General features: G+C 38.2%; 10 protein-coding genes. All 10 read right to left on the reverse strand.

What is annotated here, in order from left to right:
• Positions 1-4: 4 nt before the first annotated feature.
• The 10 genes from ASG31_RS08950 to ASG31_RS08990 all read right to left on the reverse strand — a co-directional run bounded on the left by ASG31_RS08950 (position 5) and on the right by ASG31_RS08990 (position 15,589).
• Positions 5-1,399, reverse strand: a complete 1,395-nt coding sequence (locus ASG31_RS08950; protein ID WP_056030851.1) for a DUF4960 domain-containing protein — start codon at positions 1,397-1,399, stop codon at positions 5-7.
• A 12-nt stretch (positions 1,400-1,411) separates the two neighbouring features.
• Entirely contained in the window at positions 1,412-3,109 is a 1,698-nt protein-coding gene (locus ASG31_RS08955) for a RagB/SusD family nutrient uptake outer membrane protein (RefSeq protein ID WP_056030854.1), read from the reverse strand.
• An 18-nt stretch (positions 3,110-3,127) separates the two neighbouring features.
• Complete coding sequence (locus tag ASG31_RS08960; RefSeq protein WP_082504521.1) at positions 3,128-6,229, reverse strand: SusC/RagA family TonB-linked outer membrane protein; 3,102 nt, start codon at positions 6,227-6,229, stop codon at positions 3,128-3,130.
• An 11-nt stretch (positions 6,230-6,240) separates the two neighbouring features.
• Entirely contained in the window at positions 6,241-7,794 is a 1,554-nt protein-coding gene (locus ASG31_RS08965) for a glycoside hydrolase family 32 protein (protein ID WP_056030861.1), read from the reverse strand.
• Positions 7,795-7,868: 74 nt separating this feature from the next.
• The gene (locus ASG31_RS08970) at positions 7,869-9,179 is read right to left on the reverse strand and encodes a sugar porter family MFS transporter (protein ID WP_056030864.1); all 1,311 of its coding nucleotides are present in this window, start codon (positions 9,177-9,179) and stop codon (positions 7,869-7,871) included.
• 759 nt (positions 9,180-9,938) lie between these two features.
• A complete protein-coding gene (locus tag ASG31_RS08975; protein WP_056030866.1) occupies positions 9,939-12,701 on the reverse strand; it encodes a substrate-binding domain-containing protein in 2,763 nt (920 codons plus the stop codon).
• A gap of 220 nt (positions 12,702-12,921) precedes the next feature.
• The gene (locus ASG31_RS18885) at positions 12,922-13,266 is read right to left on the reverse strand and encodes a bestrophin family ion channel (protein ID WP_231433779.1); all 345 of its coding nucleotides are present in this window, start codon (positions 13,264-13,266) and stop codon (positions 12,922-12,924) included.
• Positions 13,267-13,535: 269 nt separating this feature from the next.
• Positions 13,536-13,823: a bestrophin family protein gene (locus ASG31_RS18890; RefSeq protein ID WP_231433778.1), complete on the reverse strand. Its 288-nt coding sequence runs from the start codon at positions 13,821-13,823 to the stop codon at positions 13,536-13,538.
• Between the two features lie 337 nt (positions 13,824-14,160).
• Positions 14,161-15,330, reverse strand: a complete 1,170-nt coding sequence (locus ASG31_RS08985) for a DUF3570 domain-containing protein (protein ID WP_056030869.1) — start codon at positions 15,328-15,330, stop codon at positions 14,161-14,163.
• 31 nt (positions 15,331-15,361) lie between these two features.
• Positions 15,362-15,589 (reverse strand): DUF4266 domain-containing protein, encoded by a 228-nt coding sequence (locus tag ASG31_RS08990; protein ID WP_056030871.1) that lies wholly within the window; start codon positions 15,587-15,589, stop codon positions 15,362-15,364.
• Between the last annotated feature and the right edge of the window lie 14 nt (positions 15,590-15,603).

Genomic DNA, 15,603 nt, shown 5'->3' on the forward strand with positions numbered 1-15,603 from the left:
GATATTAATTGGTTACAAGATAATTGAGGCTGTTTTCCGTCATCTTTTTTATGTTATCCTGAAATGAATTGGGTTGGCTCGGGTTTCCGTTCACTGTTTCATTGTACCAGTCGTAGGCACCCATACAGATGACCATACATTTTTTGTTGGCAGTTCCGCCGGGAAATTCAGCAATAGCAACACGTCCGTCCAAAGTATTGTCCCAAGCCTCGCTGGCAAGATTATTACCACCTGTCTGGTTTCTCCATCCGGCCCCATTTACGTAACCACCCCAATCAGGAAGAAACCACCATGCTGTGTGATTAAGACGGAATGTCCCTTTCTCAAGCAGATTAGCTTTTCCTGCTTCGTACGTCTGAAGACCATCGAAAACAGGATGATTTTCATTTCCTTTGAAAGAAATTCCCCAGTCACTCCCTGTATCAATAAATCCGTTCGGAAGAAAATCTCCGAAAACATTATTCGGTCCTTTTCCTGCAGGAACTATCCCCAGTGCATCTACATATTGTGCAGCAAAGCTTGTTAGCAAAATATTTCCTCCGCCATTCAAATAGGTTTTGATTTTGGAAGTTACATTTGTATTCAGCGCATCGCCCGGCAGAGCGGTAGCCGAGTCAAAATGCCACCAGATCACATCAATGCCCGTAAGATTGGCTGCACCACTTGCGACATCAGCAATCGAAACATAGACAGCTCCTGAATATTTTCCAAAAAGCCAGTCAGAAGCTGCAATCTCATCCGGATTTGTCAATCCTGTTCTTGTAGTTGCTGTCCCAAGGAATAAAACGGACGGTCCTGATACAGGAGTTGTTACCTTCGCAGTATACACTTCCATTAGACTTCCGTTAGAAACAGTAAACGGAACCGGACTGGTAAAGTTAATAGTTGTTCCTGATACAGGATTGATGCTTACACCGTTTCCTGTTTCTATGATTGGCTGCAATGCGGTAAGATTTGTTCCTTCCGGCATTGTGAGTAAAATCGTCTTACTGGAATGATTGATGGTTGCCGATAATCCGTTGATTTTAAAACTGATAATTGGAACCTGAGCCTGAACCGTCACCTGGTAATCTTTATAAATATTACCGTTCTTCACTCTGAATTTGACAGGCTGGGAAAAATCAATTACAGTTCCCGAAGCCGGGGAAATTACAGAACCTTGTGGAATTTCTATGATTGGCGATAAAGCTTTCACACTTGTTCCATAAGGAAGCGTGACGATGATTTTATCATTTTTATGGTCTATTTCTCCTGAGACATTATTCACTCTAAAAGAAGAAATATTGACTGAAACATCCGTAACAAGGCCGTCTTCCATCTGGCTGTCGCAAGACCAGGTAAAAGCTGCAGAGATCAGCAGAATGATGATAACGTAAGTTTTTTTGAATATTGTTTTCATTTGAATCTTTTTTTAATATCCGTTATTTTGTTTGTACAGTCCCTGACTGAAATTGATCTGAGCCAGAGGAATCGGACAGTATTCCTCAATTCCATGGTCAAAACCTGCCTGAGAATAGAAGGATCTTTTCGTTTTTTCTACAGAATAATAGCTGTTCATCGTTCCCGCGGCAGTTCCCCATCTCACAAGGTCAAAGAATCGGCTTCCTTCCATAGCAAACTCCATTCTTCTCTCCCATCGCAATGCTTTTCTTGCAAAATCCTGATTCCATGTGCAGTTTACTCCCGGCTCGTACTTGCTAATAAGATTATTGGTCGTATAATTCCCCGTAAGAACAGTACTGTTGGCAGCACGCTGTCTTACCTGATTGATTAATGGTAGTGCTTCGTTGATCTGTCCGAGTTCAATTAACGCTTCAGCTTTCATCAGCAAAACATCGGAGTATCTTATAATGATCCTGTTTTTTGAATTGCCATAAAAAGGATCCACATTCACAGTACAGCCGCATCCCACAGGTACATTTTCTTTTAAAGAGGCATAATATCCATAAGTTCCGGGACTTCTGCTCCAGCTTTCCTGAAAGATTTTGTTTTCCTCATATTTCCAGGGCAATCCGGGCAGGGCGACGGTATGATACAATCTTGGATCCACTTTGTAATTGTTGAGTTGACTGTAGTTCAGATCCGAGTCATTGTACGTGTCAAACATCGGTAAACCCTGAGGGGTTGTTTTGAATGCATTCACAAGATTCTGGCTTGGCTTATGAAAATCACAGCAGCCTAAACCTTGCGGAAGAGAAAGCACATCACCGTAATTAAGCCTTCCGAAAAGCGTTCCGTCGTTGTCAGAATACTGAATTGAAAATACAGCTTCAGGACCGTTCTCGTACGTTCCTGGCATAAAATTATATCCAAAATCTGGCTCCAGTGTATAATTTCCTATCACCTGATTGGCAGCATCAACAGATTTTTGAAGTGTTACCGGATTGATCTGAGTAACCGTGTAGTTAGCATCCTGCTCGTATGCCTGATATAGCCTTACTTTAGCAAGATAAGCGTAGGCAGCACTTTTCTTTGGTCTTCCGACTTCTGATTGGGTTGCAGGAAGATTGGCGGCTGCAAATTCAAAATTAGAAGCAATTGCTTCCCAAAGCTCCTGGTCTGTTTTTGCTTTGTTGGAAATTTTAGGATAATCATCAATGGACGTATTTTCATCCACATAAGGCACATATTTGTATAAAGTTTTCAGTAAAAAGTAGTAATGTCCTCTTACGAAATTCATCTCGGCAATCCGCTTCTGCCTGTTTGGATATTCGGATTCTGAAAGCTGATTAAGTGCGGCAATCGCTTTGTTACATCTGGAAATTCCCACGTAATTGAGATACCATAATCTGTCTAATTCACCAAAATCCGGACGGATATTGTTTGAAATTTCGAAGAAGTGAAAGGTCTGGATGTCATTGGTTCCGCTTCCTCCTTTGTACGCGTCATCAGAACGGACGTTTCCATAAGGCCAAAGACTGAAAGGGGTATCATAGTGGTCATTTCCGAGAGATGCATAGGCTGCAACCACAAAACCATCCACATTCTGAGGCGTTACCACATCGGCTTCAGACAGTACACCTCTCGGCTCATTGTCCAGAAAATCGTTACAGGAAGTAGTTCCCAGCAAAAAGGCAAAAGCTATTGTTAAAAGTATATTCTTTTTCATTTTTTTATTATTTAAAAATTATAGGGAAAAATTAACTCCAAAATTGAACGTCAACGGTAATGGATAACCGAATGCCGGTGTTTCAGGATCGATTCCTGTAAAGCTTTTTGATTTTATTGTCCAAAGATTCTGTACACTTGCATACATCCTGAAATTGGCGATATGATATTGCTCCATCAGAGATTTTGGGAAAGTGTAACCCAACTGCAGAACCCTCAATTTAAGATAGCTTCCGTTTTCCACGTAGTAAGATGAAAATCTTGATTCTGCATTGCTGTCTACTGTTGTAAGAGCAGGAATATCCGAATTTGGGTTTTGAGGAGACCATGCGTTCAAAAGCCTTGTACCTTTATTGGACCCTACATCATCCACACTCCAGAAATCAGTCTGGTATTTTTTTGAATTAATCACATCTACATCACCGATGCCCTGCCAGAATGTTGAAAGATCAAAGTTTTTATAAGAAAAGTTAAAATTGATTCCATACGTAAACCCAGGATTGGGATTTCCTATCCATGTTCTGTCTTTATCGTCAATAATGCCGTCGTTATTTAAATCGGCATAACGGATTCTCCCCAGCCCTTTCCCTGGCTGTGCAGCAGAATTATCCACCTCAGACTGCGTCCTGAAAAGGCCGTCTGCAACATAACCGTACATCGAGTTGATGGGTCTTCCAAGGATATTATCTGTAGTTCCGTTCCCGCCGTAGTTATTGACAACAGACTGTGGAAGTTCGGTGATTTTGTTGCGGTTCATAGAGATATTCCCTGAAACTTCATAGCGGAAACCTCCCGCAGTTTCATTCTGGTAAGATAATGCAGCCTCAATTCCTTCGTTTTCCATCGATGCACCGTTAATCCAGCGGTCTCCCCCTTCTCCTATTACACCAAGATAAGGTGGAAGCACCAGAATATCTTTCGTAGCTTTCTTATATACATCTACACTTCCTGTCAGTTTCTGATTAAACAACCCGAAATCCAATCCTAAATTGGTTTGTGTGGTTGTCTCCCACCGAAGGTCATCATTTTTGGTTTGTGTTGCAATAAAGCCTGAAGGGAGCAATCCGCTACCGACACCTGAAATATCGTAAGCCGTACCGTAAGATGTCGCCCAGGTAGGATTTCCTCCGGCATAATTTGCGATATACAGAGAATACACCGCTGAATTACTGATCTCCTGGTTTCCGGTCTGTCCCCAGCCAGCTCTTAACCTCAAATCTGAAAAAAACGGAATAAGATTTTGTGCAAAATGTTCCTTATTGATTCTCCATCCTGCCGAGAACGCAGGAAAAGTTCCGAAACGGTTATTCTTCCCGAATCTTGAAGACCCATCGTAACGCATTGTTGCAGAGAAAAGATAGCGGTTGTCATAATCGTAGGAAAATTTACCAAAATAGGACAAAAGGCTGTAATATGTAGAGCTTCCTCCGTTGAAAGCGTCTCCGGTTCCGGCATCGGGATACATATAATCAGGAGTTTCAATTAAAAAACCTTCTTTTCTCAGCCAGGTATTTCTAAACGTGTCTTTGTACATTTCCATTCCGCCCAGAAGATCAAAATGATGCTTACCAGCTTTTGCTGTGTATTGTGCAGTATTGGTCCATGTCCATTTTTCGGTGTCTGACTGGTCAATGTTTACTGCATTGGTTTTGTTTTGCAAGTAACCCGAAACATAGCTTCTTTGCAGCATTCTTTTATAATAATTGGAAAGATCTATCCCGAAACTGGATTTTAAGGTCAGATTTTTCACGGGCGTTAATTCAGCAAATACATTTCCGAAGAATCTTTGGTATTCATAACCGTTATCTTTGTTGTATTCCAATAATCTTACAGGATTTTGTCTGTCATTCATTCCGCCAACCGGACCACCCCATCCAATGCCGTCTACAGTGCGAACAGGGATGATTGGTAAAGCTCGCAGAGCAGGATCCAAAACACCCGGATCCATCAGTTCATTGGTTTTATTGAAGGTAAAATTTTCTCCGATTTTCAGTTTTCCGTCGAAAAAGTTATAGGAGGTATTTACACGGGCAGACAGTCTTTTAAAATTGGTCAGTTTCACAATTCCTTCATTATCATAGTAACCCAAAGAGAAGAAATAAGAACCTTTGTCTGAAGCACTTGAAGCAGAAACATCCAGCGAATTGGCAACACCGGTCTGTGAAACCTCATCATACCAGTTGGTATTGGCTGATTTCAGGGTTTTTGCTGCATCCAGATATTCAGGTACGAAACTATTGTACAATACAGGAATGCCATTCTGCACGCCCCAATCGAAATTGTAGCTGAGATTATTCAAATTCGGGTTCAGTCCGTCATTGATATTGGCCTGCCAGAGAGCCTGTCCGAATTGTTTGGCATTCAGAACCTCTGTTTTTCTGGCATATTGTGAATACGCTGTGTAATAATTGAGGTCGATTCTCATCTTTCCTTTTTTTCCTTTTTTGGTCGTGATGATGATAACACCATTCGCAGCCCTTGATCCGTAGATACTTGCAGAAGATGCATCTTTAAGTACCTGCATAGATTCTATGTCACTTGGATTAAGCTCATGCATACCGGCTTTTGTTGGAACTCCATCTATGACGTACAAAGGATCTGTATTGTTCAGTGTTCCTACACCACGAATCAGTACTTTTGTATTGCTGCCCGAAGGAGATCCGTCGGTTGTAATATTCACACCTGCCACCCTTCCCTGAAGGGATTTTATTGGATTGGGTTCTGTCTGCTTATTCAGGTCTTTCATATCCACCACCGAAACCGCACCTGTAATATCTGCCTTTCTCTGCTTTGTATATCCTGTTACGACAACCTCTTCTATGCTTTTTATTTTCTCCGCAGCTAAAACGATGTTCAGAACCGTCTTTTCATCCACGACAACTTCGCGGGTAGAATAATCGGGATAAGTAAAAATTAGGGTGTTTCCTTTTTGCAGATCATTGATCTGAAATGCACCGCTGCTGTCTGTTGTGGTATTGGTTCCTGTTTCTGAAACGGTTACAATTACACCGCTCAAAGGCTTTTGATCTGAGGAAACTACCTTACCTTTAATAACTTCCTGCGCAAATACATACGAAAAAGGCAAGAGGCAAAAAGCGATGGCTATTTTGTATTTCTTCATAGTATAGTTTTTTATTTGATATTAATCTGATGAGCATTGAATTTTACTGTACTTCCCTTGGTATCTGTGGATAAGCTTAGCTCCGAGTAGCTTTCATTAGGGAAGAAAATTTCGGTCATTACCTTTTCGCCGTCATTGAAGAAAATTTCGATGGAAGTTTTATCCAGAAGAATTTTAAATTTTCCCTCAGTTACAGCTTTTGAAAGCGGCGCTTTTGTTACCTTTTCTGCGAATTTATCACCGAAATTGGTTTTTCCCGATTTCCTGCGGTCTATGAAAAGTGATTTCTCTTTATTATCGATTCCAAAAGTGATTTTTTCACCTAAAAAATTACTGAGAGAAAATGTATAAACACCGCCAGTCATTTTCTTAAAATCAAAATCGATCACTGCTTTTGTAAGGTCGATTTCATTATTTTTAAGAATAGATTGGGATGATTTCAGAGTAATATTTTTTGAAATTTTCTTTCCCTGGTATTTTTCCAGCTGAGAAACGGGTACATTTTTAAGAATATAACCTTCTTTCTTTTTTACAAGGCTCACTTCCCGTGCAATGGTGTTACTGCTTCTCCACTTTTCTGTGGGAACTTCCTGCGCATACAGCCAATTCGACATCCAGCCGATGATTACTCTTTTATTTTCTGGGACGTTGTCAAAAGATACACTTGCATAATTATCCATTCCCCAATCTAACCACACGGCTTTTTCTTTTGCCAGTTGTTTTTCAAAGAGAGGGTCTATTTTAAATGTTTTTCCATCAAAATCCCCCACAAAAAACTGGGCACCAGAACCTCCGTTTGGTCCACCCGGATTAAGATTTTGAATCAAAACCCATTTGGTTTCCTGTGTTCCCTCAATTTTTATAGGAAAAAAATCCGGACATTCCCAAACACCGCCGTGTGCACCTAAATCTTTTCCAAAATCTGACAAAAGTTGCCAATCTTTCAAATTTTTAGAAGCATAAAACTGTGTTTTGTCGTGCGCAGCAATACTCATTATCCATTGCTGATGAATCTCATCTCGGATCACTTTCGGATCTCTGAAATCCCGAATACCTGGATTTTGAATTACAGGATTATTTTTATATTTCGTCCACGTTTTACCGTTATCCAAAGAATACGCTAAAGCCTGACTTTCAACATCAGTTTTATTTTCTTTTTCCTTTGATGGATCGTGATAGGTATAAAATGCTAAAACTGGAATGTTTTTTCCGTCTCCAAAACCGGAAATGTTGTTTTTATCTACCACAGCGCTTCCCGAAAAAATATAACCTAAATCATCCGGATAAAGCGCAATGGGCTGCTCCTCCCATCTAATAAGGTCTTTGCTGGTTGCGTGTCCCCAATGCATTGGCCCCCACTTGTTTCCACCGGGATAATACTGAAAAAACAAATGATAAAGACCATCTGAATAATACAATCCGTTTGGATCATTCATCCAGTTTGCTTTCGGTGTAAAGTGGTAATTGGGTCTGTAAAGCTGCTCTTCAGAGGCTTGGGAGCCAGACTGCGCTTGGAGCCCGGAATAAAGCGTTGCGATTATTAAAGTTGATATGATTTTCTTCATTATATTTATTTAACAGGAGATTTTTAATTATATTTAAAACACTTTCCTAAGTTTAAACAGCTCATTTTTAAAATCTATTTCGTGAGTGTTCTGCTTAATTTTTCCAGCGATATACCTTTGGTTTCCGGCATCATAAAAATGACAAATAATAACTGGAATACCATGGCAACCGTAAAGACCAAAAACACGGTCGCTGCGCCTATGGTAGCAAATAATGTGGGAATAAGTGATGGAATAACTGCTGCCAAAAGCCAGTGTGTGGAACTTCCGAAAGCCTGACCTGATGCACGCAGGTGATTCGGGAAAATCTCAGAAATAAACACCCAGATCACTGTTCCCTGACCAATAGCGTGAGAAGCAATAAACAGGAACAGGAAAATTGGAATCGCCAATCCCGACCAATGAAAATAAAAAGCCATAGAAACCAATCCTAAAGAAATGATATAACCTACAGAACCCAGATACATCAGAGTTCTTCTTCCCACCTTATCAATGAGATTTACTCCAACTAAAGTGAAAACCATATTCACAACACCTATCCCGATACTGCTGAGAAGTGCCGTTTTCTCACCTAATCCTGCTTCGCCAAAAATCCTCGGCGCGTAGTAAAGAAATGCATTTATCCCTGACATCTGATTGAAAAAGGCTACCAGAAAAGCCAGCATCAGCGGAAAACGGTATTTTTTCATAAAGATATTTTCCTGTGGCGATTCTGCGTGGTCATCTTCCATCTGCGTGATCAAAGTGTCAGAATCCTGATCTGGACTTAGGATTTTCATCACTTTTTTCGCTTCTTCTATTCTGGATTTGGAAACCAGCCATCTTGGACTTTCAGGAATTGTGATTACACATAATGTATAAATAGTTGCGGGAATTGCCTGTACACCAAGCATCCAACGCCAGTCGTTATCACCGATACCACTTAATAAATAATTTGATAAAAATGCAACTAAAATCCCCAGAACAATATTAAACTGATACAAGGAAACCATTCTGCCACGGTCTTTTGCAGGTGCAATCTCTGAAATATAAGCCGGTGCAGCAATTGTAGATGCACCAACACCTAAACCACCCATAAATCTGAAAAATGCGAACAGATAAGGATCATTGGAAAGTGCCGTTCCTATTGCAGAAAATGCATATAAAACACCAATAATCAAAAGCGTTTTTTTCCTGCCCAATTTATTGGTCGGTATTCCACCAAAAATAGCACCTATCACTGTACCCCATAATGCCATTCCCATCACTACTGCTCCGTGAAATGCATCTGAGCTGTTCCAGAGTGCCTGCAACTTTTTGTCTGCCCCGGAAATTACCACTACATCAAACCCGAAAAGAAATCCTGCCAAAGCTGCAGTTACAGACCACATAAGAATTTTATTCATCCTTAAAAATATTTATTTGTTTGTGGCTAATATATCCCAAGGCGGCTATCCGAAGGTTTAATTATGTAACTAAATATTTCGAAAAGGTTAATTATTTGTTAAATAACAGTAACTTACTAATAATCAATTATTTAATTTAAAATAATTTCATTAAATTTTCATCAGGTTTCAAAAATGTTACATTGTTTTATAAAAATGTTACGTGTGTTTTGGCGTTTTCGAGGTTTAAGAACAAATAATGTTATGAAAATTTTAACCGAAAAAATGGTCAAGGTGTATCGTTTTTGGATCAATAACTTTTAGGAATTACAATTCCTATGAAAAGCTGTTTAATTTTCCGAATGAAGCTGTAATGTTGGGAAAATTTAATAAAAAAAGCAACAGATTAGTAAACTGCTGCTGAATATGGTAAAATATGAGGTGTGAATATTTTTTTCATTGTTGTCCTCAAAAAATTGAAAACAAATTGATTAATACAATGTTTATCGGATAAATTAACAGTTCGCTCCTACGGAGCTATTTTTTTTGACCTTATTTTTTTTCTATTAACAGTAAGTCCTTACAGGACTAAATACAGCTCCATTAGGAGCTAACTGTTAATAGAAAGAAAGTAATTCTTTGATAATTTAAGCTCTATAGGAGCGACCTGTTAATTGTATAATTTTCATCAGACAACATAATTTTTCTTATCTAAATAAGATTAAAGTGTTAGATTTTTTTATTAAAATGTTACAATATCATAGTTGATTTCGCACATTTTTACAACTCATTATCTGCGGACTTTCTAAAAGCATTCGGGGATACGCCAAACTTATTTTTGAAGACAGTGGAGAAATAATTCGGGGAAGAAAAACCGTTTTTGTATGCAATCTCAGAAATCGTCAGTTCAGGATTTTGAAGCATTGATTTGGCTTGCTCAAGACGGAGATTGTTAATATAATCGCTCACGTTCACATCAAATATTGCTTTTATCTTTCTATAAAGCTGAATTCTGGAAATATTAAGCAAGTCTGCGAGATTTTCCACTGAAAAATCGGCATTGTCAATATTTGTTTTAATCAAGTTATTCAGATTGTTCACAAAGGTCTGTTCTATGCTTCCGAACGACTTGCTGTCCACAATTCTGCCAATATTATTTGTATAATAATAACGCAGTTTTTCCCGGTTGTAAAGTAATGCACGCAACGATTGTATCAGAATCGTGTAACTGAAAGGTTTCGTAAGATAAAGATCAACACCGGATTTCAATCCTTGCAGATAAGATTCTTTATTATCCAGAGCGGTCAAAAGAATGACCGGAATATGTGATGTACGAAGGTCGTTTTTTAAGATTTCACAGATTTCAAAGCCATTTTTGCCCGGAAGATTCACATCACAAACGATAATATCAGGAATTTCAATTAAAGCTTTATCAATCGCATCTGTACCGTCAGAAACCATTATCTCAAACTCATTCTGAAGCTTGTTGCTTAAAAAGAAAGATAAATCCGAATTGTCCTCTACCAAAAGAAGTGAATAACGTTCGCCTTGAGATTCCTGATTTTGAGTAATCGTCTCGTCTTCCAATCCTGTAAAAACGATATCTTTTGCCAGACTTTCAGCACCTGCAAGACTAGGTTCTTTTACCATTTGGTCTTCATTGAAATGCTTGTTTCCTTTATAAAGACTGATGACGAACTCTGTTCCCTGAAAAGAACTCACTTCTATCTTCCCAAGATGAAGATCAATGAACTGTCTGCTAAGATGAAGCCCGATTCCTGAACTGTTTTTTCGGTTGTTGGAACCCTTGAAATAAGCTTCGAATACATTGACAATCTCTTTTTCAGGAATTCCGATCCCATTATCTTTGAAGCTGATGACCGCTTGATTTCCTTTTTCCTGAATCGTGATTTCAATTTTTCCATTGTCCGGAGTAAATTTAAAAGCGTTGGACAAAAGGTTGAAATAGACTTTATCCATCAGGTTTCTGTCGATATAAAGCTCAAGATTTTTATTCTGAGAATGAATTTCGAATTTGATATTTCTTTTCTTCGCTTCATTTTCAAAATCACGGAAAATGGCGTAAGTAAAATCGTAAATATTCGTTTTGGAAACTCTTAGGTTAAAAGTTTGGTTTTCTATTTTCCTAAAATCCAGCAAGTTATCCACCAGTCGTAATAATCTGTTGGAGTTTTTATTGATCAGCTCCAATTCATAGGGCGGTTTTGTACCTTTGGTTTTGCCAGAATCAATTAAAGATTCCAATGAACTGAGGATAAGCGTAATGGGCGTTTTGAATTCGTGAGACAATCCCGTAAAAAAATTAACCCTTGCTTCATTACTTTCTTTCAACTTATTGGCAATGGTTTCAATCTGGTTTCTTTGAATAGTAATTCTCTCGTTAGTAAGGGTAAGCTGCTTATTTTTTATCTTGATTGCATAAATAAGGTAAATAGAATAAGCAACCAGGCAAAACATCAATACCAGCAATATGATAGACCATCGGAACAATTGTTTTTGTGAAGAATAAAGCTCAGTCTGTTTTTTAATCGCCTGTACCTGATTTTCTATGATGTCTTGCTGTTCGATGATTTTATCAAACTGATTGCGCATAATTTCAGCATTCATCCGGTCAATAATCGTTGTGCTAAGTTTGATACGTTTCGGAACAGGAACACCGTTATGAATCTTAATTGCAGTTTTGATGGCTTCTGCTCCACCTGTCGGATACAATAAAGTGGCGTTCAGCTTACCATCCAGAACCATTTGTACTCCTCCGTCTTTTGTATTCAGTCCGTCAACACCGATAAATTTGATTTGTTTTTCCAAACCTCTATTCCTTGCAATTTGCCACGCAATGTCGGCAAGCTCATCATTAAAAGCAAAAACATACAGACTTTGCTTTCCTAATGAATCCAGCGTTTTCCTGAAAGAGTCTGCTGGAAGTCCTTTAAACGTTTTTAGTAAATCTGTATTGGGATTGTTTTTGATAATTTCCTGAAAGCCTAAACTTCTCTCAATTGTTGGCGAAGATTGGTCGTCACCTCGTATTTCGATTACTTTTTTATCATTTTTGGAATCTGAAAGAATGTAATTGGCTGCATCTTTACCAATTTCAACGTTATCTGCGCCAATATATGTTGTATATTTTTCTGAATTAATCTTCCGGTCCAGCAAAATAACGGGAATATTTTTTGCAGCCGCTTTTTCCACCACAGGAACTAAGGAATGGGGATCAATGGGTGAAATGATAATCACATCCACCTTACGATCAATCAATTTTTGAATATCCTGAATCTGTTTATTGACAGAACCTTCTGCTTTCTGTATACTCAGCTCTACTTCGGAATGAAGTGATGCCTGTATTTCCATAGAATGGTTCATTGCCAGTCTCCACGGATGATTTCCCAAGCCCTGCGAAAATCCGATAGTAATTTTATCTGAAGTTTTCTGCGATTCTTTACAAGAAAAAAAAACAAGAAGAAACAGAACCAATATTATTCTATAAGTCTTAAAAAAACTGAAAAATTTTAGTGCTAACATATTAACACAATATTAATGAAGATGTTGCAGATAGGCAATTATAATTGCACTTATCTTATCATAAAAATTCTCCATTTATTGCACGCATACTTTGATTAGGATTCAGTAAAAAATCTTTTCTGAATTCGAAATATTTAAAAATTCTTAAAAACTAACAAAAACACATTCACCTGGTGATTTAAAGTTTCATAATTAAATGAACTTGTGACAGGAGCATTATTTACAGAAGCTTTCTTTTTACCTCATCACAGTTTTGTACAATTGTTTTACAGATTTCATCAACGGTTACAGATGTTTTGTTATCAGAAAAAGGTTCGCCATAGAGGTTTGCCAGTTTATTAATGGTTAAAAATGAAGTGCTGATAATAACCATAATTTGGATGGTCAATAACTCAAATGTGCTGTCTTCACCACCTAAATCAATATCGCCGATAAACAACGGCAGTAAAACAATATAAAAACTCACAATAATCTTTGTAAATGCACTGTAAATCATCAGAAACGGAGTATTTTTGATCCGCTCTGCTTTCCCCTGAATGTCATAGAAACGGGTAATATGCTGCATCAAATCATTTTTTTCAAAATTTGCCTTTGATGTAAAACTGTGTTCCAGACTTTTGGTTACGGCGAGTAATAATTAATTTGAAATTTTATTTTCCATGTTGATTTCAAAACTATTTAACACCTGTATTTCCTGCTCACTGAATGCTGGCTGGAAGTTGTTGTGCATTTCATTTTGAGCTGACGAATGTACAGCAAAATTAATTCAATGATATTCTGAGCCTGGGTTTTCAGGGAGTTTTCTTCTACCTTAATGATGTTCGCACTGTTACTTTAATAGGCATATATTTTTGCGGCAAAACTTCTTGTGTTGTTGGTAAGTTCACCAAATATCTTTCGGGCTTCCCACCATCTGTCATACGAAGAATTCATTCTGAAACCTAAGAAAAATGCAACTGCAAGACCAAATACAGAACCTATTTGCCGCGGTATTTTATAGATGTGATCACCAAAATATTCTTCAAGACCAAGTATAAAAACTGTATAAGCGGCAGTGACAACAATATATGGCAACGAAATTTTCAGCAACTGAATTAAACCCTGCTTTTCTGTTTTTATCATCCTTTTAAAATTTTTTTATGTTTTCAGTTAAAGCAGCCGGCTCTGTGAAGATTTTCATTAAAATATAAACTTTGCTGTAAAAATATTTGAAAACTGCTGCCAGCTTCTGAGAAAAATTCTGACCTGCCAATGATCTTAACAATCCAAAATTGATTTATTTAGCATCTTTTTAAAATTTCATCAAAATTAATTTCCGCGGCCCTTCCTTCTTTAAACTCTGGATGACATGGGAGTTCATTTTAATAAAATTTTCAAACCATTTTTATTCTCCCTTTTGGCTTGGGTAAAAGAAAAATGACTTGAAAATTTGTTTATCTAATCATTTTTAAACAGGCTTTTATTTGAATCTTACATTTAACGATAAAATATCAGATTTCATTCCTATAGATTTTGTGTAATGACCGTAACGGATTTCCAGCATATTCAGGCGTGAAACTCCGAACAGCCCGTTTTTAGGATTGATTCTGATGCCCGCTCCGTAAAAATTACTGCTGAATTGAGACAGATCATAATTGCTGGTGTAAAAATCATCAAAAGCGGTATGCTCTTGATACTGTGCAAAATATTTTGCCGAAGTCTGTTTATAGTAGCGATAGAAAGGCGTCACCGAAACGAAAGGCGAAATCTTTACCGGCGTTTCCAGGCTTACAGTATTTGATTTTAAACCCCAGTTGTCTGTGTAATAACGGTAGTAAGCTCTCACAACTAACCGGTCACCTAAAAAATAATTGGCCCTGAATCCCACAGGAATTTTAAAACGTTTATCCGGCAAGGCCTCCTGATGCACAGAGCTGTCTTTGAAATAAACCCTGTGAAACGGCAAACTTAGATAACCCGTCTGCTGTACACCATCTGCCAGAAGCTCCACCTGAAAATTCTGGTTGATAATCTGCGAATACGCTAAAGATAATGCATAAGTGTTTCTGCCGCTCGTTCCCTCATTTTGTGCGGTTCTCAGCTCTACAGGAGCAATCAGTTTTACCTGATCCATGTACTCCTGAAATTTAGCTGTAAATTCTCCCATTTTGTTGGGCGTTTTCTGCGAAAAACCAATATTGGCGCTGTAAGACTGGTAATCATACTCAAAAGAAGAAGATACGCCTGCCAGCAAAGTTGTACCATTTTCGGCATTCTCACGGCTCCAGCTCAAAGCAGGATAAATCCTGTTGTCTGCACGGGAAGCAGAAGAATTTGCTTTCAGATCAATCATATCAGAAGATGCAGATGTGTAATGGTCTATTCCTGCACTGAAACTAAATTTGTTCTTCCGTTCTTTTTTATCGTATTTTACAACGGTTACATCGATCGTATTTGAGATATCAGACAATTTTTCGGTTCCGGTTCCTCCGGTGACGGCAGAATTATTCCCATCCTGTTTATAATAGCTTGAAACCAAATTGGCTTCATCAAATGTTAGTTTTTTAGGCTGTTCACTTCCTGTATTTTGCTGTGCCTTTACATTAAAAATCCCAAAAAGAGCAACGATGCTTATGATAATTTTTTTCATTTTGAATCACATTTTTACTGTACAGTTACTCTTAATTACAACCGCATCCACCTCCTACTTTCCCGGCATTTGCTCCTGAAGAACCTTCTCTGTAAGACTGAAAACTCAGTTCTGTTTTTTCAACCGGTCTGTTGCCCAGGGTCATTTCGGCATCGTTCAGTTTGTTTTTATCGTACTCTTTTACCGTTACGCAGGATTGCATCAGTACATTTGCGGTGATGCACAGGGCAGCAACCGCTGTTTTATTTAAGTTTTTCATTTGTTTTGAATTTA

The sequence above is a fragment of the Chryseobacterium sp. Leaf404 genome (genome assembly GCF_001424145.1).
In the GTDB taxonomy this organism is placed as follows: domain Bacteria; phylum Bacteroidota; class Bacteroidia; order Flavobacteriales; family Weeksellaceae; genus Chryseobacterium.